The following is a 24,978-nucleotide window of genomic DNA, read 5'->3' on the forward strand; positions in this document are numbered from 1 at the left end:
CGCCTTCGCCTTTTCCGACGGAGTTCTTCCGGCTGTGACCGCAAGCGCGGCCCACACGGCAATCCGGGACTATTGGGGGATCTCGCCGCCGAAGCGACGTATCTTCTGGGTCACGTTGTCCTCAAGCCACTTGGCGTCCCACCATTCGATGGGAATGACCTCCAGTCCGGAAAGAACCACCCCAAAGTGCAAATGGTCGCCAAAGGCCAGGCCCGTGGTCCCGGTGCGGCCGATGATCCGGCCCTTGGCCACGGCGTCGCCCGCCTTGACGTCGATCTGGCTCAGGTGCCCGTACAGGGTTTGCAGGCCCAGGCCGTGGTCGATGACCACGGTTTTGCCGTAAAGGCCCATATCTCCGGCGAAGACCACCACGCCGTCGTTGGCCGCGGGCACGGCGGCCTTGGGGGTCGAGGCCAGGTCGATGCCCATGTGGTACTGCCGGTCGATCTGCTCGCCCTTGTAAACATAGGCGCGCTCGGCCCCAAAGGAGCCCAGGACCGACGACCCGGGCAGGTAGATGAAAGGGCCGTTCCACAGGGGTTTGGGCGAGGTCTTGCGGCCCAGGTCGCGCAGGACGGCCTCGTCCTTGCGACGCTGGTCGCCGTTGACCTTGAGGAAAAGGGCCACGGGGTCGCGCGCTTCGGGATACTGGGCGGCGAAGGCGGGCATCTTGGCCGCCAAAAATTCGTCGCTGATCTCCACCCGCTCTTCCTTGAAACGGCGCTTGATGGCCATGTTCACAAAAAACCCGGTGCGCTCGTTTCCGGCCCGGTCCTCGGCATAGAGACGGGGCTTGTAGTCCTCGGCCTCCATGTCCCGGGGATAGGCGAACAGGCACAGGTAGGAGCCGGAATCCTGCTTGAAGCCGGGGAAAAAGCGGTCGCCGACCATGACCCCGCTGCGTTCGGGCTCCTTGGAGACGGTGTAGACGACGAGCCCCACCCCGCCCTGGCGCATGTAATGGGTGGGCGTCAAAGGCCGCACGTTGGGCGGGGCCATGTCCAGGGTCATGCGACGGTCGATGCGGGCGGAGTTTCCGGCCCCGAAATTGAAAAAAGAGCCGTCCGTCACCACCACCTGCAAGTCGAATTCGCCGCCGCGCAGTTCGGCCTTTTCCAGGCTAAAGGTTTCCAGCACGGCTTTTTGCAAGGCATCGTAGGACTTACGCAACACGGTATATTTTTTAAGCCCCTGGCCGGCCGTAACCACGATGGACTTGATGCCGGAACCCGGGTCTTCGGCCTTGACGGTGAACTCCTTTTTGAGTGAAACTGCGTCAATGAGGGGATAGAGCGCCACCGTCGGCTTCTCCATATCCTCCATCAGAAAAAGTGCGCCCACTCCCGCTGCGGCAAGCGGCCCCAAAATGACCACGGCCAGAATCACCACGCCGACCGGGCCGATTTTCTTTTTTTTCTTGGTGGGCTTCGTAATGCGCATGACGATCCTTCAACACGTACGCCGCGCGGCATGCGAGGCGTGTGGTGTCATAAACGTTCGCAGGGAGCAAGACAAGGTGCAGCCGATGATTTCCCCTCCCCACGACTCTCCCCCGACGCAGGAACGGACGGTTTCAGCCTCCCGGAACGCCTTGCCTGGATTGGGGAAACTCCATGCGCTCCCTGCGGCGGCCCTTGCCGCAATGCTGCTTTTTTCGGCGATGGCCTTTCTCCAGTCGCGCACTGCGGCCCTGGCCAACAAGACGGCACAGGCAGCCGTGGAACTGTCCATGCGCCTCGCAGACGCCCGGTCGGCCGGGGATCTCTTCGCCCCCTCTCCCGAACCGCGCCTGTTTGCGGTCACGGTCACGGCCTACAGTCCGACCCCGGACCAGACCTGGGGCGACCCCTGGACCGGGGCCATGGGCCGCCGGGTGCGTCCCGGAAAGACCCTGGCCGTCTCCCACGACCTCAAGCACCTTTTGGGCAGCCGGGTCTACGTCCAGGGCGTGGGCTACCTGGTGGCCGAGGATCTCATGCATCCCCGCTGGGAAAACCGGGTGGATCTGTGCCTGCGGACCCGTGACCGGGCCGAGGCCTTCGGCATCCGACAATTGAACATGGTCGTGCTGGACTGATCCGCGACCGCCCCCCTGCCTCCCCAACGCCCGAAACCGCATACGCCCCGGGCGCAACGCATCCGCCTATTCCAAGCGCGTAAAGGCCACGGCGTCCACATCGCCCACGGCCATGGACGCCCCCACCTCCACCGATCCGTCGGCCAGATAGGCCGGGGAGGAGTAGGTGACCAGGGTCTCCGGCAGATAGCCTTCCATCTTGATGGAAGCCGGAATCTTTTCGGCCTTGCGCTTGTAGGCGTCGACGCACAGCAGCAGATTGCGCTTGGCGTTTTGCGCGGCGGCCTTCTGGGCCATGAGCGGCTCGCCCGCATCGGCCCGGCTGGTCCCGGTAGTGGAGATGCGCTCGGCGTCCACCCGGCATTGTCCCGTCGGGCCGGAAATGACCGTCGGCGTAGCGGCCGACGCCGCGGACGCCTGCACCGACGACGGGGCAACCGGAGCCTTGGCGGCCCCAGGGGCAGCCGCCGCAGGAGAGGACGCGGCCGGGGCCTTGGGCGGCGCGGCGCGCCTGGGATCGCCGGAAACCAGGGTCGGATCGGACACGCCCAGGGCGGCCAGGGCGGCCTTGGCCTCGGATTCGGTCCCTGCCATCTTGGCGTAGACCCGATAGTAGGCCTTGCCTTGCGGCGTCTGCCCCTGCTCGATGGAGCCCTGGTGGCCCCGGGCCGCCAGCATGTCGCGCAGGCTCACGGCATTGGCCTCGTGTGCGAACGATCCCACCTGAAACGTCATAAGCCCCCCGGCCGGGGCCGCCGCCTGGGCGCCCTGGGCATAGGGGGAATGGGTCTGGCCCGCAGGCTGGCCCGGGGCGGCCTGGACCGGCTGGGCCACAGGCGCAGGCTGGACCGGAGCCGGGCCTGGCGCATAGGGCGGCAGGGGCTCCCCGCTGGTGGTGGACACGCTCGGCTGGGGCGACGGGGCATACGCCGCAGGCGCGGAATCCACGGGAGGCGGCGTCGCGCCAAGATCACGTTCCGCAGGCGTCGGCCGACCGACATTGCTCCCGGCGGCAGTGGCGGCCGGCGGCGATTCGGGCGGCGCCCCCAGGATCTCCTTTTCGAAAGCGGCCCGACCGGAACATCCGGCCAAAAGGACCGCCAAAACCACAAGCAGCATGATCGTTTTCATGGTCTCCTCCATACCGGTTCGACGCCGTCTACGGGGTGACCGGCGACAGGACGCGGGGCTGCGCCGACGCGTCGCCAAGGCCCGCTCACGGCCCCGGCGCAATCGCCTCGACGCCCTGGCCGACCGTCGGCGAGGCATGCGCGGAAATGACGACCTCCGTGCCCACATCCAGAATTTTGGCCAGTTCCAAGCCTTCGTCGTTGCGCATGCGGATGCACCCGTTGGTTACCCGCTTGCCGATGGACTTGGGATCGTTGTTGCCATGGATGCGATAGGCGAATCCATGGGAAAGATGCATCTTGAAAGGCCCCATGGGATTTTTGACGCCAGGGGGCATGACGTCGGGCAGGCTGCGGCCCTTTTGTTTGGCCCGACGTTTCATGTTCTCCGTGGGCCGCCACCAGGGTTCGAATTCAATCTGGGTGATGACGCCCCAGCCCGCCGGGGCCTCGACATCCCCCGCCGGGGTGGCCACACGGTAGGTCTTGGCCGGACGCCTGACGCCGTCAGGCTGTTTCTCATACAAAACAAGGATGTTGTCGGCCAGAAACACCTCAATCATGTATCGGTTTTTCCGTTCATAATAGTCCCGCCCGGCCGCGTCCAGCCGGTCTGTGGACTTTGCTTCGGCGGGCCGCCGCAACTGGTTCAGGACATAGGCCACAAGGCGGTCGCCGCCCTGGGGATCGGGAGCGGGAGCACTGGCCGAAACACCTTTCCCGGCCGCCGCGTCCGGGGCCATGGCCCCGCAGCCGAGAGGCTCTCCAGGCAGGGACGCGGACGGCGCGGAAGAACCTGGAGTGGCCGGATCAGAACGGACGCCCGCCGCCGGAACCGGAACGCCCGTTGCGGCATGGGCCGGTACGGACGGCGCGGCCGGTTGGGCCATCGCGGCGTCCCCCTGCCCATCGCGACTTGAGTCGCCCTGCGGGGTCGGGCCAGCCTGCCCGAGGGCTTGGGGCTCCGCCCGGGCGTCCATAAGCGACCCCACGGCGTCGCCGCTTCCCGGACGCCGCGCCACCTGAATCAGGCGATCCCGGTAAGGGGCCGGAACCTCCTGGGAAAATCCCGTGAGATAGCCGCCTAAAACAAAACCGCGCACGCCGCCCCGGGCCTCGATCTCCGCCCAGGCCCCGTCCGTGGCCACCACCCGGACCACCTCGCCGGCCCGCAGCACCTTTTTCGTGGCGGCCCCGGCATCAGGTCCGGCCAGCAGGCACAGACCCTGGAGCCGCACCGCCTCGTGGCGCACGGACGACGCCGACAGGGAATCCCCGTCCGGCGCGGACGCCGCAGGGCCGGTCAGTCCGGTCGGCGCATCCTCGGCGTTGGCACGTCCGCCCACCAGGGCAACCATCGCACCCAGCAAAATGACCGCAACCCACAGCCGCACCACCCGTTTCATGGTTCCCTCGTCTCCTCGTTTTCGAGGTCATGTCCCGCCGCGCCCGGTCCCTTCCATCCCTGCGGGGCATGGAAAAGCCGCACCGGGGGACGAAGCCTGCCAGCGACCCTCTGGTATCGCTCGGTGGAATAGCCCAGGGCGACGACCGCGTAAACCGTCTCCCCCCGGTCAATGCCCAGGCTTTCCTGAATCTTTTTGTCGTGCTGCATGGCCGCCACGGCATAGCCGATCAGGCAGGTTCCAAGCCCCATGGCATGGGCCGCAAGCAGCATGTTCTGGCTGGCCAGCAGGGCGTCTTCGGCCGGACAACTGGCCCCGGGCCGGGAGGTGACCACAATGGCCGCCGGTGCGCCATGGAAAAGCCTGTCCGTGCCGTCGCTGTCCCACAGGGCCAGGGCGGTTTGCACCGACGCGTAGTGCTCACGGTGATACTCCCCGAGTTCGGGGCGGCCGACAAGACGCATGGCCGCACGGATCAGGGGATTGGCCGCCATCTTGTTCAATTTTCTGAAAAACCGGGCCAGGGCCGCGCCCAGAAAGGTCACGGCCGGGCGGTCGGGCAAAAGGGTGAAGGCCCATTTCTGGCTGTTGTGCCCGGAGGGCGCGCTGATCCCGGCCCGCACCAGATCCAGGAGCGCCTCCTTTGGCACGGGCCGCTGCAGATAGCTGCGCACGGAGCGCCGCGACCGCATCAGCCGGATCAACTGCCCCGGATCGGCCTTCCCGGGGGCGAGCCAGTCCGGCGAGGTTTCGAAAGTGGCGAAGTCGTCGGCAAAGGGGTCCAGTCCGGCCACGACCACCGCGCCCTCGGGACAGACCGCCTGGCAGTGGCCGCAGGTCAGGCAGGCCTGGTCCGTGACCACGGCCTTCCCGCCCTCCAGGGCCAGGGTCTTGGTGGGGCAGGATCGCACGCACAGGCCGCAGCCCACGCACAACGCGGCATCGACCACGACCGGCATGACCGGCGTCGCCAGAGCGGCCCCCGTGCTCACGCGCCCCCCCGGATCCGAGGGGACATGCCGCAGGGCGCAACGCCCCAGGAAAGAAGGCCGGACACCGGGAACACAACGAGGCTGGGATGTTTTTTCATTCTGAAGCGTGGTGTTAGAGGTTGGCTTTCGAGGCGTTTGGTTCTGTGGCCGCGCTGACCCGGCGCTCCCCGCCGGAGGCCGTCGCCGACACGGCCTTGGCTTCAGCCGGAGATGAGGGCGGCGCCGCGGGCGGGGCTGCAATGCGCCGGGCGGTCACATACCACCGCGCATAATCCGGCGCGTCCATGCGTTCCACCCGAACCCCGGCGGATCGGGACGAAGAATGCAGCATGCGCCCGCCGCCGAGAAAGATCCCCACATGGTTGATGCCCGCCGTGCGATCCGTGGAGAAAAAAACCAGATCCCCGGGCAAAAGCATGTCCCGTTCCACGGCCGCCCCCATGGCGGCCTGATGGGCGCTGTGCCGTGGCAGCGTAGCCCCCAATCGCTGATAGACGGCCTTGGTCAGGCCCGAACAGTCCACCCCGGCTGGGGTGTCGCCGCCAAACAGATAGGGCGCGCCAATAAATCCTTCGGCCGCGCGCAGGATGGCTGCGCCGCGCACATCCAGCCCGGCCACGAGGTCGCCCGCACCCGGGGGAATCGTGTCCAAGATGGCGTTTTTCTCGCGCAAGGCCGAGACCAGCACGGCATGGTCCGGCTTTTTCTCGCCGGGACGCAGGGTGCACAGCTCCTGGTACCGGGCATCCACACGCCGGGTGCTGGTGTGCAGCATGCCCAGTCCGTCCTCGAAGCCGTAGATCGTCTGGGCCTGGACGCCAGCAGGGCAAAAGGCGAGGCACACAAGCAGCGCCGCCGCAAAAGCCCCCATCCCCCGCCAGGCGCTCATGGCGCGTCCTGCGCCCGCAGGCAGGAGGCGACGACGCCGCCCGCGTCCAGTCCGGCAAGCTCCGGGTCGCCCGCATAGGTGATGCGGCATGGGGCCTCCACCCGCTTGAGCTTCATGCAGTCAGCCCGGAAAAGGCATCCCTCCTGCCCGCAGATATCGAAACGCCCCCGGCCGAAACAGGGCTCGAAGCCTTCGGCGGCCTGGATCTCGCGCACGGCGTCCACGGCCGACAGGCCCACGATGTTCACTCCGGCCTGCCTGGCCTTGGTGGTCAGCAGGCAGGCGTCCAGGCCGTCGCCCAGCAGATCGCAGGAGACGCCTGGGCTGCCTCCTGCGGCCGCGTCCTGCATGGGCATGGGCAGGCTCAGGCTGACGCTGACGCCGCCCTTGCCTGGGCTGTGCAGCGACAGCTCGCCGCCGTGCTCCATGACGATCTTGCGGGCCATGGTCAGACCGATCCCGGCCCCCCGCGCCTTTGTGGTGAAAAACGGATCGAACACGAAGGGAAGACTGTGATCCGGTATTCCTGGGCCTGCATCGCTGACGGCGATCCGCCAAAAATGGCCTTCCCGAAGGGCCAAAAGACGCACGCGGACCAGGCCCGGGCTGGAAAATTCCACGGCATTGCGCAAAATCTCCATCAGAACCAGATGCACAAGCCCCTGGTCCATGAAGCACTCGCCCGCTTCCACCTGGATATCCCATTCCACCGTGCGCCCGGACTGGGCCGCCACCCGCCCGATAGCGGCCGTCACCCGCTCGACGAGCGGCAGAAGGGGCGAAAACATGGGCTTGGGACGCTGGATGGAGGCCAGCCGGACCACCGTGCCCACGATGCCTTCCAGGCGCAGGGCCTCGGAAAAGATGATGTCGGGATACTCCGTGGGCAGGCCGTGCTCCTGCATGACGGCCCGCATTTTGCGGGAAAACCCGCCGATGGCGGCTGTCGGATTGCGGATCTGATGGGCCACGGACAGGGCCAGGTTGCCCAGGCTCTCGATGATGTCGTGCTGCAGGCGGTTTTTCTCGCGCAGCACGCTGGTCTCGCGTTCCCGGGCCCGGTGCAGTTCGGTGACGTCCTCGAAGATGCACACCACGCCGACCATCCGGCCGCTACGGCGCACGCAGGAGACGTTCACGATCAGGCGCAACGCGCGGCCATCAGGCGTTACGTAGGCAATCTCACGCTGCTTCGCGCTGACGCCTTCATCGGTTCCCTGTCTGACCAGGGCGGCGAACTCCGCACTCCCCGACGCGTCAGGAAAGACATCGCGCCACACGACGCCTTTGAGCTGCTCCCGGGAAATCCCCAGAAGGGCCCCGGCGACAGGACTCGCGGCGGCGATGCGGCCGTCCCGGTCAATGACCAAAAGCCCCACGGGGATGCTTTTCAGGATGTATTCTTCGACCACACGCCTGGGCGTCGGCATGGCATACCTTTCCCCGAACGATTCACATGCCCTGGACAGCCGGGAATTCGTGCACGCCTACTTGATCTCCCGGCAATCCGTGCATTCCTTGTTGTCCTTTCCCGCAGCGCCGTTGGCTGCGACCTTGGCCTCCTTGCCGCCCGGCGCCGCAGCCCCGGATTTGGCGTTTTGCACGGCCTTGTCCACAGCCTCCTCGAAGACAGGCAGCGGGGCCGCGCCGCGGATGGACATGCCGCCGACGACATAGGTGGGAGTGCCCCGGAATTTGAATGCCCTGGCCTCTTCCACATCCTTCTTCAGCCGCTCGTCGAGCTCGGGGCGCTTCATGTCGGCGTCCAGGCGCGCGGCGTCGGCCCCAAGCGACACGGCCAGTTCCCGCAGGGCGGCCTCGCCGCCTTCGGCCAGCTTCTCCTGATTGGCGAACACGGCGTCGTGGAAGGCCCAGGCCAGTTCAGGCTTTTGCAGTCCCAAAGCCTCAAAGATCAGGGCGGCCTGGCGGGAGACCGGGGCTGCGGCGAAATGCTTGAACACGACCTTGACCGCCTCCGGGCGGGTCTTGATCAGTTCCTTCATGATTCCGGCCCCGGCGGCGCAATAGTGGCAGAAAAAATCGGAGTATTCCACGACGACAACCGGCGCGTCGGCTTTGCCCAGGGACAGGCGGCCGGGATCGAGCACAGGCTTGAGGGGGTTTTTCATCTCCTCCTCGATGCGCCTTTTCTCCTCGGCTTGCTGGCGCTCCTGGGCGGCCTCCTCCAGAATGCCGAGCAACTGGGCCTTTTCCTTGCGAAGCGCCTCAAGGAGAATCTCGGGATGTTCCTTGAGCAGGGTCCGCATTTCAGCTTCCACATTCTGGGCGCCCCGGGCCGGAACCACGGAAAACCCAAAGATTACAAGGAGTGCTACGATCACACGTCGTTTTGCCATTGTCTTTTCCTTTTCCGTGCTGATGTGGCGGGTTGCGGCATCCGGCGAGCGCCGTCAGGCTGGGGGCGCGCGGGACGCCCTGGCCGCTTCTCTGCATTTTTTCAGAGAAGATACAGCAGTCCCCCCGTATTGTCATCCGCTTCCTGCCGACGCGCCTCGCCGCGCCCCAGGAGGACGCCTCGATGGCCAGGCGGCCTGATCCGCCGCATTCCTTGAGGATGACGGGGGGCGAGTGATCGAGTAAGGACAACACGACGCAAACAAGGAGATGCGGCATGGCCTATCTGGTGGTCATGGTCGCCGTGCTGGCGGTCATTGTGGTTTTCTGCTTAAGCGGCCCCGTGATCGGTCCCAGGGCCTGAGGCCCCGGGACTGCCTGCCGCCGTGAGCGGCGCCCCAATCCGGAGACAAAAAAAACGGAAGACGGAAAAAAGAAGTGACGTGCCGGCCCCCGCACGGGAAACGGGCCGTCATCAGGCCTTCTTGTTGACGATGGCGGCCTTGAAGGCCATTTCGATGGGCATTTCCCGACTTATCATCATCTCTTCAAACTGCATCTGGGCCTTGACGCGCTGCTCGCTGGAAATCGTCAAATATTCGGCGATGATTTCCATGGCCCGATTATGAGATATCTCCGGCGGCATGCTGAATCCGGACAGCGTCATGATCGCTTTCTCCCTTGGGAAATCCGGCGCGCCTCGTGGAAGGCGCTGATACTGCTTTTCCCAAGATATCCTATCGGATTCGCCCCCTTCATTCTTTAGGACCAAACGACGGCCTCAAAAAAAGTTGCCTGTCGGGGACACCCTGCCCTGCCTTGCCCTGCCCTGGCGGACGTCCCCGGCCAAACTTTTTTCCCGAAAATGCGTTTTTCCGTGGCTCGGGGCATGAGATAACTGCCCGATTTTTTTACGGGCAACGGGCCGCCCCACGGAAAGCCGCACCGGACGCGATTTTCTGATCGTTGACATCCCCCCGGTTTCACTCCATGTTCCCCTCGCCGGTCGGCGGTTCCCCCCTTTTTCCGTCGGTCCCGGCAGCACCAAACCGGAGGATATGACAAGGGGCGATGGAAAACACACTTCCTTGCATCGAACTGGAGCATGTTTCCAAACGTTTCGGGGACCAGCCGGTCCTTGGAGATATCCATCTCACCATCAATCACGGCGAGTTTCTCACCTTTCTTGGCCCCTCGGGTTGCGGGAAGACCACCATCCTGCGGCTTCTGGCCGGTTTCGAACACCCCTCCTCGGGGCGGGTGCGCATCGGCGGCAAGGACGTCACCGATCTGCCCCCCCACAAACGGGCCGTAAACACCGTTTTTCAGAACTATGCGCTTTTTCCGCACATGACCGTCTTCGACAATGTGGCCTTCGGCCTGCGCATGCGCCGGACCCCGGCCAAGGTCATCGAAGAGGACGTGTTTTCGGCCCTGCGCATGGTCAAGATGGAGACGCACCATGCCCGCCGCCCCAGCCAGCTCTCCGGCGGCCAGCAACAGCGGGTGGCCATCGCCCGGGCCGTGGTCAACAAGCCCCTGGTGCTGCTTCTCGACGAACCCCTGTCGGCCCTGGACTACAAGCTGCGCAAGGCCATGCAGATCGAACTCAAGGAGCTTCGCCGCACGCTCGGCATTACCTTCGTCTTCGTCACCCACGACCAGGAAGAGGCCTTCTCCATGTCCGACCGGGTGGCGGTGATGAACGAAGGGGCCATTGAGCAGATCGATTCCCCAAGCGTCATCTACGAAAAGCCGAAAAACCTTTTTGTGGCTAGGTTCGTGGGGGAGATCAACACCTTCGAGGGCCGGGTGCTGTCCCGCAACGGGGTTTCCATGCAGGCCCTGGTGGAGGGCGAGGAGGTCCGGCTGTCGCTTGGCGGCAACGGCAACGGCAACGGCGCCCATTGCGCGTCAGGGGCGCACGGGACGGCCTGCGGCTCTCTGTCCGCCGGGTCGCCGATCAAGGTGCTTTTGCGCCCCGAGGATGTGCGCCTGGAGCGCGCCGCGCCGGGCGACGCCGGAGGACTGACCGGCGCCATCGTGGATACCGTCTACAAGGGCATGACCATCGACCTGATCGTCGAGATGTCGGGCGGCAAAAAGATTCTGGCCACGGAGTTTTTCAACGAGGACGCGCCAGAGGCCCTTTTCTCCGTGGGCGAGCGGGTGCGCGTGGGCTGGGTCGAGGACTGGGAAGTGGTGTTGCCCGATGAAGGATCGCAGTCTCTTTAAGACCATTGCGGTGACCTTGACCGTGGGCTGGCTTGCGGTCTTCGTCATCGTCCCCAACCTGCTGACGCTTATCGCCGGATTCCTCACCCGTGGCGAACCGGAATTCGTCCTCCCGATCTTTACCTTCGACAACTATGCCCGGCTTTTCGACCCGGCCTTTTTCGAAATCTTCCTGGATTCCGTGTGGCTGGCCCTGGGCACCACGGTCCTGTGCCTCCTCGTGGGCTATCCCTTCGCCTACATCCTGGCCCGGATGACCCCGGCCCGCCGCCGCATGGGGCTTGTATTCGTCATCATTCCCTTCTGGACCAACTCGCTGATCCGCACCTACGCGCTCATCGCCATTTTAAACGTCAACGGCCTGTTCAATTCAGCCCTTTTGTGGCTCGGGGTCATCTCCGAACCGGTGGAACTTCTGTACACCAACACGGCGGTTTTCATCGGCTTCACCTACACCCTTTTGCCGTTCATGATCCTGCCGCTGTACGCCTCCATCGAAAAGCTGGACCACCGGCTCATCGAGGCCGCCCGGGATCTGGGGGCCGGTTCCTTCCAGACCTTTTTCCGGGTCAGCCTGCCGCTGACCCTGCCCGGGATCATCGCCGGGAGCATGCTGGTCTTTTTGCCGGCTTTGAGCATGTTCTACGTGCCGGACATCCTCGGCGGGGCCAAAAGCCTGCTGGTGGGCAACTTCATCCGCAACCAGTTCCTGGTGGCCCGGGACTGGCCCTTCGGCGCGGCGGCCAGCGTCCTTTTGACCGTGGTCATGGGCCTTTTGCTCTATGTCTACTGGCTGTGCCAGAAACGCGTGCGCCGGGCGGAACCGGCATGAAACGCATGGTCAAGGCCGCCTATCTGGGGACCGTCTACCTCTTTTTGTATCTGCCCCTGGCCGTGCTTACGGTCTATTCCTTCAACGACGCCAAGCATGTGGTGACCTGGAAGGGATTCACCACCAAGTGGTACGTGAAGCTTGCCGAAAACTCCGTCCTTCTGGACGCCGCCGTCAACTCCCTGCTCCTGGCTGCGGCCTCGGCCACGGCGGCCACCATCATCGGCACCCTGGCGGCCATTGCGCTGAAGCGTTACCGGTTCACGGGCCGCACCATCCTGTCCACCTCCATGTACGTGGTCATGATGTCCCCGGACATCGTCATGGGCATCTCGCTGCTCATGCTCTTCGTCCTTTTGGGCCTGCCCCTGGGGTTCACCACTCTTTTCCTGTCGCATGTGACCTTCTGCCTGCCGTTCGTCACGGTGACCGTGCTGGCCCGCCTGACAGGCCTGGACGGCAATCTGGTGGAGGCGGCCATGGACCTGGGGGCTCGGGAATTCGAGGTGTTTTCCCGGATCATCCTGCCCCTGGCCATGCCCGGCGTTCTGGCCGGATGGCTCTTAAGCTTCACCCTGTCGCTCGACGACGTGATCATCAGTTTTTTCGTCACCGGTCCCACCTTCGAGATCCTGCCGCTCAAGATCTATTCCATGGTCAGGCTGGGGGTGAAACCGGAGGTGAATGCGCTGTGCGCGGTGATGTTCGGCGTCACCCTGGCCGTGGTCTTTCTCACCCAACTCTGCTTCAAGGAGCGAAAATGAAAAAACATCTCCTGGCCCTCGCGGTCCTTCTGGCCGCCCTTGGCATGGTCGTCGCGGCCCATGCTGCGGACAAGACGCTCAACGTCTTCATCTGGTCCGAATACCTGCCCGACGAGGTGGTGGCGGACTTCACCAGGGAGACGGGCATCAAGGTCAAGCTGACCACCTACGAAAGCAACGAAACCATGTACGCCAAGATCAAGATGCTCGGCGGCAAGGGCTACGACATCGTGGTGCCCTCGGCCGAATTCGTCAGCCGCATGGCCGCCGAGGATCTGCTGGCGCCCATCGACAAGGGCAGACTCCCGAACCTGTCCAATCTGGACGACACCTTCCGCAACCTGCCCTATGACCCGGAAAACGGCCACAGCGTGCCCTACATGTGGGGCACCACGGGCATCGCCGTGAATACGGACCTGGTTCCCGAAGGCCAGATCACCGGCTACGCCGACCTGTGGAATCCGGCCCTGGCGGGCAAGCTGCTTTTGCCCGACGACATGCGCACCACGCTCGGCATGGCGCTCAAGGTGCTCGGGTATTCCACCAACGACACGGACCCGGCCCACATCGAGCAGGCCTATCTGCGGGCCAAGTCGCTCTATCCGGCGGTGAAGGTCTTTGATTCCGATTCGCCCAAGCAGGCCCTGCTCAACCGCGAGGTGTCCGTGGCCGTGCTGTGGAACGGCGAGGCCTACGTGGCCAACGGCGAAAACGACAAGATCATCTACGTCTATCCCAAGGAGGGGGCCAACCGCTGGGTGGACAACCTGTGCATCCCCAAAAACGCGGCCAACGTGGACAACGCCCACGCCTTCATCAACTACCTGCTTCGGCCCGAGGTGGCGGCCAAGATCTCCCAGGAGATGGGCTACGCCACGCCCAACAAGGCGGCCATGCCCCTGCTCCCGGCCGAGATTCGCGACAACCCCATCATCTATCCCCCGGCGGACAAGCTCACGGGCAGCGAATTCGAGACCGACCTCGGCCCGGCCCAGCGCCTCTACGAACAGTACTGGAGCAAGCTCAAGACCGGACGCTGAGACACCCGCCGCAACCGGCGTAGACACGAAAACCACTCGCCCGTTGCGGGCGCGACGGCCGCCAGCCCCCTTCCGGCCAGACCGGAACGGGGGCTGCCCTGTGCTGGGGCCTTCGACCGCCTCCCGGGCCGAAGCCGCGCCCGGCCCGGGACGGTCTGCGGTCCTTGGGCTCGTCCATCCTATGGCCATCGACTATCCATGGTCACCCGGATGGGCCACTCATGCCGGTATGCGCGGCCGGGCGCTTCCAGGAACAGCTTGGAGCGACCGGGAACGACCGAAAACGGTACGCAGCCGTGCGCCTTGAATTTTCCGGCGGCTTCGGATAGGTGCCCCCCCATGCAACACCCCACCCTGCGCATCGGCCGCATCGCCTACTTAAACGTCTGGCCCCTTTTCACCCTGCTGGCCCCGGCCATCGACGCCAACCCGCACATGGACTGCGTTTCGGGGCACCCCTCCGAACTCAACGCCGCCCTGGGCCGGGGGGAGATCGACGTGGCCCCGGCCTCGGCCTTCGCCTATCTGGCCAATCCCGAAGGATTTTCCCTCCTGCCGGATTTGAGCATCAGCGCCGCCGTGGCCCCCATCCAAAGCGTGCTCCTGGTCAGCCCGGTCCCCCTGGACGAGCTTGAGGGATACCTGTGCCGCACCGGGGACACGGTGCTTCTGTCCCAGGCCTCGGCCAGCTCCAACGCCCTGCTCCGGGTGCTCTGGCGGTTCCACTGGAAGCTGCCCGACGCGGCATGGTCCATGACCGCCCCGGGCACGGGCCTCTACACGGATCGGCCCTTTGTGGAGATCGGGGACACGGCCCTGTCGTATTACCTCGACCCGCCCGCAGGCCGGCACATCATCGACCTGGGCGAGGCCTGGCACGCGTTTACCGGGCTGCCCTTCGTGTTCGCGGCCTGGATCGTGCGCGAGGGGCTTGGCGCGGCGCGGCGCGAGACCTTGTCCGGGATGTGGAACAGGCTGATGGAGATCAAGGCCGGTCTGCCGCACCGCCTGGACGAGTTGGTGGAAAGCGGCGGTCGGCCGGACTGGATCGAGGCAAAGGCCCTGGCGAACTACCTGCGCGGGGTCAGCTACGACCTGGGGCCGGACAGACAGGCCTCCCTGCTGCTTTTCGCCCACCACTGCCGGGAGCTCGGCCTTCTCGACGCCGTGCCGGGCCTGCGCTGGCAGATGGTCTGACGGGTAGGACCCGGCTGTCGCCCCCCCTGCCTGGCTTTCACGCATCAGAGAGAAGACGTCCTCCTGCCCTTTTCGAAAAGCTCTCCGCTCCCCCATCCCTGTCTTCTCATGGCCGACACGAAAAGCCCGGATCCCTGACCATAGGGTCAGGTAATTCATGGCGCACCGGATGCCTTGCGCATACCGCATTATATTTCATGTACATACCAAGAACAGACACCCCATACTTTGAGCTTGTGCGAAGCATGAAAAGCATGGTACGATAAAATATAAAAGACTATATTAGTATTTTTATTTCATGTCTGCATGTAAAGCATTGCAGTTAACTATCTACAAAAAAGAGGGATATATGATATTTTATGCTTCGACAAAATTTAGCATATCTCAAATTATTATTCCGATTTTTTCAATAGTAATTGCATGCAATATTATGTTGATGATGCAATATGCCCATGCATATACTCTTCCGGATACCGGCCAAATCACTTGCTACAACAATTCAGGAATCATCACCTGCCCGCAACAAGGAGAGGCATTTTACGGCCAGGACGCAAATTACACACATTCGCCGCTCTCCTATACGAATAATGGCGACGGCACCGTCACGGACCGCGTCACCGGCCTGATCTGGCAGCAGGTTGACGACGGCACGCAGCGCACCTGGGGACAGTCTGTGACCTATTGCCAGGATCTGGAACTGGGCGGGCAGACGGATTGGCGGCTGCCGTCACGCTGGGAACTCCTGAGCATCGTGGACGCCGGCCGCTTCAACCCGGCCCTCAATCCCGCCTTTTCCTGCACGGACAACACCAATTCGTATTGGGCCAATACCGACTATCTCGGCTACCTGTTTTACGGGTGGTATGTCTTCGCATACTATGGCGACTCGGGCGGCGCCTCCAAGGGCGGAGAACAAAATGTCCGATGCGTTCGCGGCGCTGAGCTGTTGAAACCGACCTACTCCGATAACGGGGACGGCACCGTGACGGATCTGACCACGGGCCGGGTCTGGGAGAAGGCCGGGAGCCAAACGGCCATGAACTGGCAGGCGGCCCTGGCCTGGTGCCAGGACCAGACCACCGGGGGGGAGACGGACTGGCGTCTGCCCAACAAGCGCGAACTAGAAAGCCTTGTGGACGATGAGCTCCAAAGTCCTTCAATTAATCCGGCATTTACGGTAACGGGGTCAACGGGATGGTTCTACTGGACCAGTACCAGCAACTCCGGGGCGCCAACCGATGCGTGGCGCATGGATTTCGTTTACGGCTACTCAGGCCGCCCCGCCAAGTCATCAGCCGAAGAACACGTCCGATGCATCCGAGGCGGGCTGGCCGCAACCGGCATGCCCCCCGGGGTATCCTTGATGCTCCTTAACAATTGACGCTATAATTGTGGAGAAGACTGGATTTGCCCCCGTGAAACCGGACACCAGCTTAAGAATGTTGACCACGCTCCGCCGCCGTCTGGTTTTGGAGGTGTTCCATTTTCCGGTGCGAAAGCGGCGTGTTGTGCATGGCGCCTGTGACCGTACGCCACGCAACGCCGCCGGTCTGCAACGTCCGGCGGCTGCCTGGCGTACGGGGCGGGCTATGTTTCAGTTTTTCCTGCGCTTTTTCACCGATTTCACGAATCGGCCGAAGGCCTTGTCCTTTTGCCGTTTTTCCAGTTGCGACATGCCGTAGAAGGCGGACTCCTTTTTGAGCTTCACAAAGCTCTCAAACCGATCCTTAGGCAATTCGCCCAGTTCAACGGCGGCCCTGACGGCGCAGCCGGGCTCGTGGGCATGGCGGCAGTCCGCATAGCGGCACCGTTCGGCCAGCGCGGCGATGTCCTCAAACCCCATGTCCACCTCCTCGCCGTCGCCGATGAGGCCGAGCTCCCGCATGCCGGGCGTGTCGATCAGCAGCGCGCCGCTTTGAAGGACGACGAGTTGCCGCCGTGTGGTCGTATGGATGCCCTCCCCGGTGCCGCTGACGGCCTGGGTTGCAAAGGCCTCCTGGCCCACGAGACGGTTGACCAGGGTCGTCTTTCCGACACCCGAGGAACCAAGCAGGCAGTACGTCTTTCCCGGAAGAAGCGTCTGTTGCAGCGCAGCAAACCCGGACCCGGTGATCGTGCAAAGCGCCATCACCTGGGCCGTGGTGACCGAACGGACGATGGCAAGCGTCGTCTCCAGGGCCTCCTCGGTGACCAGGTCCGTCTTCGTGAGCAGGACCACCGGTTCAACATTCCCGTCCGTGGCCATGACCACATATCGCTCCAACCGCCTCGGATTGAAGTCGAAATGGCAGGATTGGACAAGAAAGGCGGTATCGACGTTGGCGGCGATCATCTGGTGTTCGATGGCCTCGCCAGGGGTCTTGCGTCGCAAGAACGACTTCCGTGGGAACACCTGATGAATGATCGCCGCCGTATCATTATTATACCATTGCGCCGTCACCCAATCGCCGACACAGGGCAGGTCGGCGGGACGCTCAATCCGGTAGGCGAGCTTCCCTGACAGTTCAGCCGGAACCTCCCTTCTGGCGTCGTGTATGATGTATGAACCCCGGTCAACGGCGGATATGCGGGCAAAGCCGCAGCCATCGCTGCCCAGTTCGGCGGTTTGCGCGGCAAACCAGTGGTCGAATCCGATATCTTGCAAGGTCATGATTGTTCCCCCGTGGGCTCACAACCGGGCGCATGCCTCGGACGCCCCGTGAAGGCGGCGAGGTGGATATGGGAAAGGCCCGAAACGTCGTGGGGATGATCCCTTCGTATCTGCATTGCAGAACTCCTTCTGTGCGGTGAATCGCATGGTCGAACGCGGGGCATGCCGGGCGGCAGGCCCGCCCATGCGACGCCAATGGCCTGTGATGGCCATGACCAAACGCCAAGGAAGGGGGGTGTCGGACAAGAGCACGAAAAGACCGGCCCGGGAGGCCGGGCAGGTTCGCTACAGGCGGAACAGATCGCTCCGTGGCGCAAAACGCCTCCCTTACGGGAGGCCCACGCCGTGGGAGTGTTTACCGGCTGCGGCTCTCGCCGACAACCAGGGCAACAAGATCCCGAGTGGTGGTTCTCAAAAAAACCTCTGCTGGAAAGGTGGATGAATGCGGGGGGTGATACGCAAGGGCCGTCGTGGCGTCAAGACCGCCGAGGGAGACTCGCCGCCCCCCCCCGAAACAAAAAGGGGTTGCAGCGTGTTGTCTGCAACCCCAGGATTGTCGTGGTGAAAGAGGGGACGCACATTGATTACTTAACTGCCACAATACAAAGGAGATAATTTATCTCACATGCCCCTCAATGTGCCCCTATAATTTGTTGATCCCCCCTCCCCGGCCTCGTAGTCTCCCGACACTTTTCCGGAAAAATATGGTCGAAGGTGTACGCGAATGAGCCCGTTCAGTTCCCCGGGAAGTTGGGCTAGGCTTTTACCCCCATGGGCGCAACCATGGGAAGCAGGCCACGGATACCAGAGCCTTGACTTCCAACCAGGCATGAGCAAGGTAGGGGCATGAGGAAACGGATTGCGGATGCCCGCGAAAAGATGGCCGTGGGTTGCCTCGTGGGTGCGCTCTTCCAGACCAATCTGTACGCCTTCTTCATCGGCGCGGTTCTTATGGGCCTGTGCCTGTTCTTGACCGGGAGGATTGAACGATGACCGCCAACACGATTTATACCCTCATCGGCCTTATGGGCATCGCCATGGCAATCCTGTTCTTCTTCCTCCCTCCCGACAAGCCCCGCCGTCCTGGTAGCCGCAAGTAGGCCCTCGCCCAAAGACCGGTCTCATATCCGCCCGCCTGAGGCCCGCAAGCCAACCTGCCCATAGTCCATTGATCAATTTTCCGCCTTTCGTCGTCCCCGGGGCGTCCAGGACGACCATCGGGGGCCTCTCTGGGCAAACATCTTCAGGGGTCACGATAGTCCTGATGTCTCGCGTCTTATGCTGAAAAAAATATACTCTCCGTTGAGCCGCGTTTTTTGGGTTGCACCCTGTAACTCTCGCGCTCTTTTCAGGCGCCAGCCTTTTGTCCACCGCCCGCGCCATGCCAAGATGGCAGGGAATAGTCTTTCGGGTTTCTTCAGCATCCGGGCGGGACTCGGGCCAACCTTCACGCCGGGGGCGTTGCGTCGATCCTGGGGGCACAAAGGGCCTGTGAGCCAAGCAGATTGAGCTGGCCCAAGGCATACTGTCGCCGATTCTCCCGCACCTCAGGTCCGATGTACGGATTGCGCCCCATGCGGAACGGCCAGCACGGGCACGGGGCCAACCCTCGATACTCGCCACCTGCCGAACAGCCCACCGGGTTCTCCTCGGGCAGGCATCCGGCGCAATACTCCTTGATGACCTTCACCAGTTCCCGAGACGAACCATCAGGGATGGTCCCTCGGCGGTAAGGCCAGAAAACGCATGACTTGACTGTGCACGCGCCTGCCGGGCCTACGAAACACTCGCGGCAAAATGTTGCGATCACCCGTAGCGGCGACAGATGCAGGCATGGGATGCGCTCCATCACGGCGTCAATCTGGCTTTCCGGCCACGCCACGGCACGCGGGCCAAGTTTCACCGGGCGCGGGAAAACGCCCTCGCGGACCAGGGCCAGGAAGCGGGATCGCTTATACGGGATGCGGGCGAGGACGGCGGGGAGGCGTAAGAGACGTTCGGGCTTGTGATGGTCGGGTTGCATGGACAGTCTCCGCTAGGAGGGCCACCTTTCCCGGTTCGGGCGGTGGAATAGTCCAGTACAAACCAAAAAAGGGCCGTGGAGAAAAGGCTATTTAGTCGGCAACTAAAATTTCCCTGTTTTTTTATAAGCGCGCCACCACGCCCGCGCAGTCTCAAAGGAAATCTCTCTCTTGCTAAAAAAATACCTTTCTTTCATCTGCGATATCACTTCTTCAATCGCAGCGTCTTCTTTTGACACTCCTTTAAGTTTCGCGTTAGTCTTTACCTCCCATGCAAGCACGGTGAGCATGGTGTCAATAAATATCCTTTTCACCCTACTTTTAGCCCACCGCGAAATGTGGCTACCTTGTCCTTTTGAATTGAAGCAAAAAATATCCCTTACTGCGTCTCTATCAACAACCTTACCATTAGCATGCAAAGACGACACTAACAAATTGTGCATGTTTTTATAACAAATATCAAAGTATTATAACACCCAACCAGGGATAGAAAAATCATGTTCTCTACAAAGACTATATGCTTCAAATACGAAACATGGATTTTTATCATCTTCCCATAGCCTTTTAAACCTCTCCATGTCACGTTCAATTTGACATAAAATATAATTAGTGCATACTTGCAATGTTGCTGGAATTATTTTCTTTTGGCTTATAATGCCACAGTCTTCATCGAAGAATAAAAAACAACCATTAAAAGAACCATCATCCCCTTTGCAACATTCTAATAGTTGCGTCATTAAATTTTTTGCACGTTCACTAACTCTATCTGTTACTGGCAGCATCCCCATGCCCCCTCAGCGTCCCTGTAGTATCCCCGGCCAGCCCGTCTGGGACGCGGTTTTTCGGGGCGGCTAGCAAATCCGCCCCTAGGTCGGGGAAGGTTGTCCAAGGATAACCGATAACGGATTTTCCGTCATCGGCATTTCTGACGGGCAGGCAGCAAGGTCCGCGCCGCAGCAGGCGTCTTGCCGTCTCGTGGTTGCCCCCCGTATCCCCTAGCGGAAGCGAGAGGAAACCCAAGCCGTTCGATCCTTCAGTGCCGTCGCGTGAACAAAAAAAACAGGCCGCAACCTTTTGGCTGCGGCCCGTTTGATGTCGTGGTGCCGAAGGGGGGACTCGAACCCCCACGAGCATGGCTCACCACCCCCTCAAGATGGCGTGTCTACCAGTTCCACCACTTCGGCATGATACGCGGGCTTACTGCCCGGCTGGCTTCTCCGTGCCCGGCTGGGCGGCCGGAGCGGCGGCAGGCGCATTCCCGTCCGTCTTCTCTGTCCCGGCCGAGGGGGCCGGTGCGGCGGGAGGCGCCGTTTCTTCAAATTTCACAGGGCCTGCGCCCTCTTCCTTGGCTGTGGCGGGCTTGGCCGCATCCCCGCCAGGGGCCGTCTGGGGAACCGCCGGTTCCTCAATCTGGACCCCGGTCATGATCGAGGTGGCCGATCCGTGCCGTTCCGCGCCGGTCATGGCGTTGTAGGCCAGGGAGGTGACGAAGAAAACCGCTCCGAAAACGGCCGTCAACTTCACCAGAAGGCCCCCGGCGCCGGAGCTGCCGAACACCGACTGGCTGCCGCCGCCGAAAATCACGCCCATGCCCTCCTTGCCGGATTGCAGGAGCACCAGGATGATCAGCCCGAGGCAGATGAGAATATGAATGGTGACGATAAGCGTTGTCAAACTAATTTTTCCCGTTTTTTCGCCGGGTTGTTTTCCCGGGGTTAGGCCAGGGCAATGGCCGCGAAACTCTCAGCCCGAAGGCTTGCGCCACCTACCAGCACTCCGTCCACGTTGTCAATGCCGATTATTTCCCCGCAGTTGTCCGGTTTGACGCTTCCACCGTACAAGATACGGATTTCATTGGCTTTTTCACCGTAACGCAATCGCAGCAATTCCCGCACGATGCCATGCGCCTCGGCGATGTCCAAGGGTCCGGCGGTCAGCCCCGTGCCGATGGCCCACACCGGCTCATAGGCCACCACCAGGGTGGAGATGTCCGCGTCCGGGGCGATTTCCGAGAGCCCCGCCTCCATCTGGCGGGTCAAAACCTGGCGCAGTTCCCCGGCCTTGCGCTGTTCGATCTTCTCGCCCACGCACAAGACCATGGACAGGCCCGCCGCCAAGCCGAAGGCCACCTTTTTGCCCACAAACTCGTCGGACTCGCCCAGGATGTGGCGACGTTCGGAATGCCCGGCCAGGGCATAGGCGCAGCCCGCGTCGAGGAGCATGTCCGGGGCGATCTCCCCGGTGAAGGCCCCCTGGGCCGCAGGATAGAAGTTCTGCGCGCCGAGAAAAACCCCCGGGGCGGAGACGATCTCGTCGGCTACGGCGAAAAGCGAGGTAAATGGCGCAATAAGAAGCACCTCGCGGTCGGCCGGAAGCCGCCCGGCGATCAGTTCCGCAAAAAGGCGCGCCGTTTCCACGGCTTCCGCCCGGGTCTTGTACATCTTCCAGTTGGCGGCCATAAGTTTCATCATGCGGCTAGCACTCCTTGAGGGCTTTGAAGGCGGGCAGTTCCTTGCCCTCCAGAAATTCCATGGAGGCCCCGCCGCCGGTGGAAATAAACGTCATCCTGTCCGCCAGCCCGGCCTTGTGCACCACCACGTCCGTGTCCCCGCCGCCCACCACGGTCACCGCGTCGAGGTCGGCCAGAGCCCGGGCGATGGAAAGCGACCCTTCGGCGAAATCCGGATTCTCGAAGGCCCCCATGGGGCCGTTCCAGAGCACGGTCTTGGCCGGGGCCAAAACCTGGGCGAACAGCCGCGCCGTGGTCGGCCCGATGTCCAGGATCATGCCCTCGGCCGGGATGTCCTGATAGGGAAAAACCCCGGCGGGCTTCATCTCGCCCAGAGGCTTGCCGACGTCCATGGAGACGGCGAAGTCCACGGGCAGGTAGACGCTTACCTTGCGATCCCTGGCCAGAGCCAGGATGCTTTTGGCCTCTTCGTACAGGTCCGGCTCGACCAGCGACGCGCCCACCTGAAAGCCCTGGGCGGCCACGAAGGTGTTGGCCATGGCCCCGCCGATGACCATGCGGTCCACCTTGGCCAACAAATTTTTCAGCACCCCGAGCTTGGAGGACACCTTGGCCCCGCCGGACACGGCCACAAAGGGCCGGGCCGGTTTCTCCATGGCTTGCCCGAGGTATTCCCATTCCTTTTTGAGCAAAAAGCCGGCGCAGGCGGCCTTGGCGTATTTCGGGAAGCCCACCATGGAGGCGTGGGGCCTATGCGCCGTGCCGAAGGCGTCATTGACGAACAGGTCGCCGTAGGCCGCCATAGCCTTGGCGAATTCCGGATCGTTTTTCTCCTCGCCGTCGTGGAAGCGCAGGTTCTCAAGCATGAGCACCTCGCCGGGCTTAAGCGCCGCCACCATCTTCTCCACCTCGGGGCCGATGCAGTCCGGGGCCATGGCCACGGGACGCCCGATCAGCTCGGACAGCCGCGCCGCAGCCGGGGCCAGGGAATATTTGGGGTCGGGTTTGCCCTTGGCCTTGCCCAGATGCGAGCACATGACCAGGGAGGCCCCCTTGTCCAGGGCGTAGCGCACCGTGGGCAGGCTGGCCCGGATGCGCAGGTCGTCGGTGATGCGTCCGCCCTCCAGGGGAACATTATAATCCACGCGAAGTAAAATCCGTTTTCCGGAGATGTCCATTTGATCGAGAAACTTCATGCCCATGGTTGCTCCTTGCCGGTTTTTTCGCTCAATGCCGCCCGTGTCGCCGCATGTGCGCCGCAACACCAGGGCGTCTTCCTGGTTGTCCGGATAATAGGCCCGTCGCCGTCCCTGCGGTTTGAATCCGAAGCAGGCGTACAGGGCCAGGGCCGGAACATTGGAGGCGCGAACCTCCAGAAACGCATCAGTCATGCCTGTTTCACGGGCAAGATGCAACACGTCTCCCAAAAGACACCGGGCCAGGCCCTGCCGCCGATATTCAGGCTGCACCGCGATATTGAAAATCTCAAGCTCACCGGCCACCAGGGTGGCCGTCAGGTAGGCGGCAAGCCGACCGTTTCGTTCGATGCCGCAGCACAAAAAATGCCTGCCGCCAAGACTGGTCCGAAACTGATCCTCGGTCCAGGGCTGTGGGAAAAACTGCCGCTCAAAGGCCGCCAGACGCGCCGCATCCCCGGGTTTGAAAAACAGCACCGCGTCCCTTTCGCCCCGGCCACCGTGTACGGACATTCCCATTTCCCCTGAAAAATGTCATGTCGGCGTCGTGACAGCCAACGCCCAAAGGTGTTCATGAAACGACCCGCCCCGAAAGCCCCCCCCGTGGAACTCGTGGAATATGTGGACGGAAACGACCGCCCCCTGGGGGTGATGCCCCTTTCCGCCGTCCATCGCCAGTCCCTGCCCCACCGTTCCGTGCTCGTTTTGCTCTACGACCTGCGCGGCAAGGTCTACCTGCAAAAGCGCGCCGCCACCAAGCAGTTCTATCCCGGCCGCTACGACGTCTCCGCCTCGGGGCATGTCAGGGCTGGGGAATCGCGGTTGGAGGCGGCCCTGCGCGAGCTTGACGAGGAACTGGGCATCACGGCCCGGGAGATGCGGGTGGTGGCCACGGCCACGGCCTCGCCCCTGACCGGGCAGGAGTTCGTGACCCTCTACCACGCCGGGAAAACCGCCGCCGAACCGCTCCCCAATCCCGACGAGGTTTCCGACGGCATGTTCGTGGACCACGCGGAACTGGCCTATATGGTGGAGCGCTTCCGGGAACTGCTCACCCCGGGGCTGGTCCATTTTTTCGAGCAAAACGCCGTGTTCCCGGCGGCCAGATAGCCCTCGCGCGGCGACCGTCCGGCGACCGTCCGGCGGGCCTGCCCTTTCCGCACCGCAGCCCCTTCCCCCCTCGTATGGCGTTCGGGAATTTCCGGCATGCTTTCAAAAGCAGCAACACTTTGAATTTATGATTTTTATTCAAAAAATGTTTTTTATGAACGCCACGCTATCCCTTGATCAAAAACACCCCGGCGGCCAATAGCGCCGCGCCGATGATCCGTTGCAGGTCCAGGGGCCGCACGGGATAGCCGAGGACGCCGAAATGATCCAGGGCCAGGGAGGCCACGATCTGCCCGGCGATGATCACCGAGATCATGACCCCGGCTCCAAGCTTGGGAACCAGGACCACCGAGGCGGCCACAAAAAAGGCCCCGAAGGCCCCGCCGGTCCAGTACCACCAGGGCGAGACGGCAAAGGTCTGGCCAAGGGGCATGGGAATGCGAAACACCAGCAGGTAGGCGGCCAGGACCACCGTCCCCACCGCAAAGGAGATGAATGCGGCGGGCTCGGCCCCGCCCGCAACCCGTCCCAAAAGGGCGTTGATGCCCGCCTGGACCGGGATCAGGATGCCCGCCGTAAGCGCCATGAGGAGAAAAGGCCACTTCATGCGTGAG

Annotated in this window: 25 protein-coding genes, 1 tRNA gene and 1 pseudogene; 9 read left to right on the top strand and 18 right to left on the bottom strand. The window is 62.9% G+C overall.

Translation table 11 applies throughout. The features are described 5' to 3' along the window. Positions 1 to 69: 69 nt before the first annotated feature. The gene (locus tag GD606_RS04690; protein ID WP_163302802.1) at positions 70 to 1,440 is read right to left on the bottom strand and encodes a M23 family metallopeptidase; all 1,371 of its coding nucleotides are present in this window, start codon (positions 1,438 to 1,440) and stop codon (positions 70 to 72) included. Positions 1,441 to 1,642: 202 nt separating this feature from the next. On the opposite strand from GD606_RS04690, the gene GD606_RS04695 reads away from it, so the two are divergent. Next, on the top strand, positions 1,643 to 2,077 hold the full coding sequence (locus tag GD606_RS04695) for a 3D domain-containing protein (RefSeq protein WP_163302803.1): 435 nt from the start codon (positions 1,643 to 1,645) through the stop codon (positions 2,075 to 2,077). A gap of 66 nt (positions 2,078 to 2,143) precedes the next feature. Here the strand turns inward: GD606_RS04695 and GD606_RS20740 are convergent, their stop codons facing one another. The 7 genes from GD606_RS20740 to GD606_RS04730 all read right to left on the bottom strand — a co-directional run bounded on the left by GD606_RS20740 (position 2,144) and on the right by GD606_RS04730 (position 9,516). Beyond that, positions 2,144 to 3,208: an SPOR domain-containing protein gene (locus tag GD606_RS20740; protein ID WP_163302804.1), complete on the bottom strand. Its 1,065-nt coding sequence runs from the start codon at positions 3,206 to 3,208 to the stop codon at positions 2,144 to 2,146. Positions 3,209 to 3,293: 85 nt separating this feature from the next. Continuing rightward, positions 3,294 to 4,613: a L,D-transpeptidase family protein gene (locus tag GD606_RS20420; RefSeq protein ID WP_246298975.1), complete on the bottom strand. Its 1,320-nt coding sequence runs from the start codon at positions 4,611 to 4,613 to the stop codon at positions 3,294 to 3,296. Continuing rightward, positions 4,610 to 5,605, bottom strand: coding sequence for a nitroreductase family protein (locus GD606_RS04710; protein WP_246298976.1), 996 nt, complete (start codon positions 5,603 to 5,605; stop codon positions 4,610 to 4,612). Before GD606_RS04710 ends, GD606_RS20420 begins: the two co-directional genes overlap by 4 nt. 112 nt (positions 5,606 to 5,717) lie before the next feature. Then, positions 5,718 to 6,494, bottom strand: coding sequence for a C40 family peptidase (locus GD606_RS04715; RefSeq protein WP_163302805.1), 777 nt, complete (start codon positions 6,492 to 6,494; stop codon positions 5,718 to 5,720). Then, positions 6,491 to 7,924 (bottom strand): two-component system sensor histidine kinase NtrB, encoded by a 1,434-nt coding sequence (locus GD606_RS04720; protein WP_163302806.1) that lies wholly within the window; start codon positions 7,922 to 7,924, stop codon positions 6,491 to 6,493. The genes GD606_RS04715 and GD606_RS04720 overlap by 4 nt, the downstream gene beginning before the upstream one ends. 57 nt (positions 7,925 to 7,981) lie before the next feature. Continuing rightward, entirely contained in the window at positions 7,982 to 8,851 is an 870-nt protein-coding gene (locus GD606_RS04725) for a DsbA family protein (RefSeq protein WP_163302807.1), read from the bottom strand. A gap of 473 nt (positions 8,852 to 9,324) precedes the next feature. Beyond that, positions 9,325 to 9,516, bottom strand: a complete 192-nt coding sequence (locus tag GD606_RS04730; RefSeq protein WP_163302808.1) for a hypothetical protein — start codon at positions 9,514 to 9,516, stop codon at positions 9,325 to 9,327. A 404-nt stretch (positions 9,517 to 9,920) separates the two neighbouring features. Between GD606_RS04730 and potA the strand changes: the two genes are divergently transcribed. The 6 genes from potA to GD606_RS04760 all read left to right on the top strand — a co-directional run bounded on the left by potA (position 9,921) and on the right by GD606_RS04760 (position 16,298). Next, positions 9,921 to 11,084: a spermidine/putrescine ABC transporter ATP-binding protein PotA gene (gene potA, locus GD606_RS04735; protein ID WP_163302809.1), complete on the top strand. Its 1,164-nt coding sequence runs from the start codon at positions 9,921 to 9,923 to the stop codon at positions 11,082 to 11,084. After that, positions 11,062 to 11,916, top strand: coding sequence for a spermidine/putrescine ABC transporter permease PotB (potB, locus tag GD606_RS04740; protein WP_163302810.1), 855 nt, complete (start codon positions 11,062 to 11,064; stop codon positions 11,914 to 11,916). The genes potA and potB overlap by 23 nt, the downstream gene beginning before the upstream one ends. Next, positions 11,913 to 12,680, top strand: coding sequence for a spermidine/putrescine ABC transporter permease PotC (potC, locus tag GD606_RS04745; RefSeq protein ID WP_163302811.1), 768 nt, complete (start codon positions 11,913 to 11,915; stop codon positions 12,678 to 12,680). Before potB ends, potC begins: the two co-directional genes overlap by 4 nt. After that, positions 12,677 to 13,720 carry an ABC transporter substrate-binding protein gene (locus tag GD606_RS04750; protein ID WP_163302812.1) on the top strand — a complete coding sequence of 348 codons (1,044 nt, stop codon included), beginning with the start codon at positions 12,677 to 12,679 and terminating at the stop codon, positions 13,718 to 13,720. Before potC ends, GD606_RS04750 begins: the two co-directional genes overlap by 4 nt. A 339-nt stretch (positions 13,721 to 14,059) precedes the next feature. Beyond that, the gene (locus GD606_RS04755; RefSeq protein ID WP_163302813.1) at positions 14,060 to 14,917 is read left to right on the top strand and encodes a menaquinone biosynthetic enzyme MqnA/MqnD family protein; all 858 of its coding nucleotides are present in this window, start codon (positions 14,060 to 14,062) and stop codon (positions 14,915 to 14,917) included. 298 nt (positions 14,918 to 15,215) lie between these two features. After that, complete coding sequence (locus GD606_RS04760) at positions 15,216 to 16,298, top strand: Lcl C-terminal domain-containing protein (protein WP_163302814.1); 1,083 nt, start codon at positions 15,216 to 15,218, stop codon at positions 16,296 to 16,298. 213 nt (positions 16,299 to 16,511) lie between these two features. On the opposite strand, the gene rsgA is transcribed toward GD606_RS04760, so the two are convergent. After that, on the bottom strand, positions 16,512 to 17,567 hold the full coding sequence (rsgA, locus tag GD606_RS04765; RefSeq protein ID WP_163302815.1) for a ribosome small subunit-dependent GTPase A: 1,056 nt from the start codon (positions 17,565 to 17,567) through the stop codon (positions 16,512 to 16,514). An 846-nt stretch (positions 17,568 to 18,413) separates the two neighbouring features. Here rsgA and GD606_RS04770 point away from each other — a divergent pair. Next, the gene (locus GD606_RS04770; protein WP_163302816.1) at positions 18,414 to 18,560 is read left to right on the top strand and encodes a hypothetical protein; all 147 of its coding nucleotides are present in this window, start codon (positions 18,414 to 18,416) and stop codon (positions 18,558 to 18,560) included. 454 nt (positions 18,561 to 19,014) lie between these two features. Here the strand turns inward: GD606_RS04770 and GD606_RS04775 are convergent, their stop codons facing one another. From GD606_RS04775 to rimI, 8 genes and pseudogenes are all read right to left on the bottom strand, one after another. Continuing rightward, entirely contained in the window at positions 19,015 to 19,590 is a 576-nt protein-coding gene (locus tag GD606_RS04775) for a helix-turn-helix transcriptional regulator (RefSeq protein WP_163302817.1), read from the bottom strand. A 102-nt stretch (positions 19,591 to 19,692) separates the two neighbouring features. Beyond that, a complete protein-coding gene (locus GD606_RS04780) occupies positions 19,693 to 19,878 on the bottom strand; it encodes a hypothetical protein (RefSeq protein WP_163302818.1) in 186 nt (61 codons plus the stop codon). Between the two features lie 177 nt (positions 19,879 to 20,055). After that, positions 20,056 to 20,376 (bottom strand): hypothetical protein, encoded by a 321-nt coding sequence (locus tag GD606_RS04785; RefSeq protein ID WP_163302819.1) that lies wholly within the window; start codon positions 20,374 to 20,376, stop codon positions 20,056 to 20,058. A gap of 310 nt (positions 20,377 to 20,686) precedes the next feature. Next, positions 20,687 to 20,772, bottom strand: a tRNA-Leu gene (locus GD606_RS04790). 13 nt (positions 20,773 to 20,785) lie between these two features. Then, positions 20,786 to 21,262 carry a preprotein translocase subunit SecG gene (secG, locus tag GD606_RS20845; protein WP_163302820.1) on the bottom strand — a complete coding sequence of 159 codons (477 nt, stop codon included), beginning with the start codon at positions 21,260 to 21,262 and terminating at the stop codon, positions 20,786 to 20,788. A 41-nt stretch (positions 21,263 to 21,303) separates the two neighbouring features. After that, positions 21,304 to 22,059: a triose-phosphate isomerase gene (gene tpiA / locus GD606_RS04800; RefSeq protein WP_163302821.1), complete on the bottom strand. Its 756-nt coding sequence runs from the start codon at positions 22,057 to 22,059 to the stop codon at positions 21,304 to 21,306. A gap of 4 nt (positions 22,060 to 22,063) precedes the next feature. Continuing rightward, positions 22,064 to 23,260 carry a phosphoglycerate kinase gene (locus GD606_RS04805; protein ID WP_246299060.1) on the bottom strand — a complete coding sequence of 399 codons (1,197 nt, stop codon included), beginning with the start codon at positions 23,258 to 23,260 and terminating at the stop codon, positions 22,064 to 22,066. A gap of 72 nt (positions 23,261 to 23,332) precedes the next feature. Beyond that, a pseudogene (gene rimI, locus GD606_RS20430) lies at positions 23,333 to 23,773 on the bottom strand (ribosomal protein S18-alanine N-acetyltransferase); the annotation flags it as partial. Positions 23,774 to 23,827: 54 nt separating this feature from the next. On the opposite strand from rimI, the gene GD606_RS04810 reads away from it, so the two are divergent. Further along, the gene (locus GD606_RS04810) at positions 23,828 to 24,364 is read left to right on the top strand and encodes an NUDIX hydrolase (RefSeq protein WP_176629218.1); all 537 of its coding nucleotides are present in this window, start codon (positions 23,828 to 23,830) and stop codon (positions 24,362 to 24,364) included. A 166-nt stretch (positions 24,365 to 24,530) separates the two neighbouring features. Here the strand turns inward: GD606_RS04810 and GD606_RS04815 are convergent, their stop codons facing one another. Beyond that, on the bottom strand, positions 24,531 to 24,971 hold the full coding sequence (locus tag GD606_RS04815) for a DMT family transporter (protein WP_163303759.1): 441 nt from the start codon (positions 24,969 to 24,971) through the stop codon (positions 24,531 to 24,533). Between the last annotated feature and the right edge of the window lie 7 nt (positions 24,972 to 24,978).

Origin of the sequence: Desulfolutivibrio sulfodismutans DSM 3696 (assembly GCF_013376455.1) — a bacterium.
Lineage (GTDB): Bacteria > Desulfobacterota > Desulfovibrionia > Desulfovibrionales > Desulfovibrionaceae > Desulfolutivibrio > Desulfolutivibrio sulfodismutans.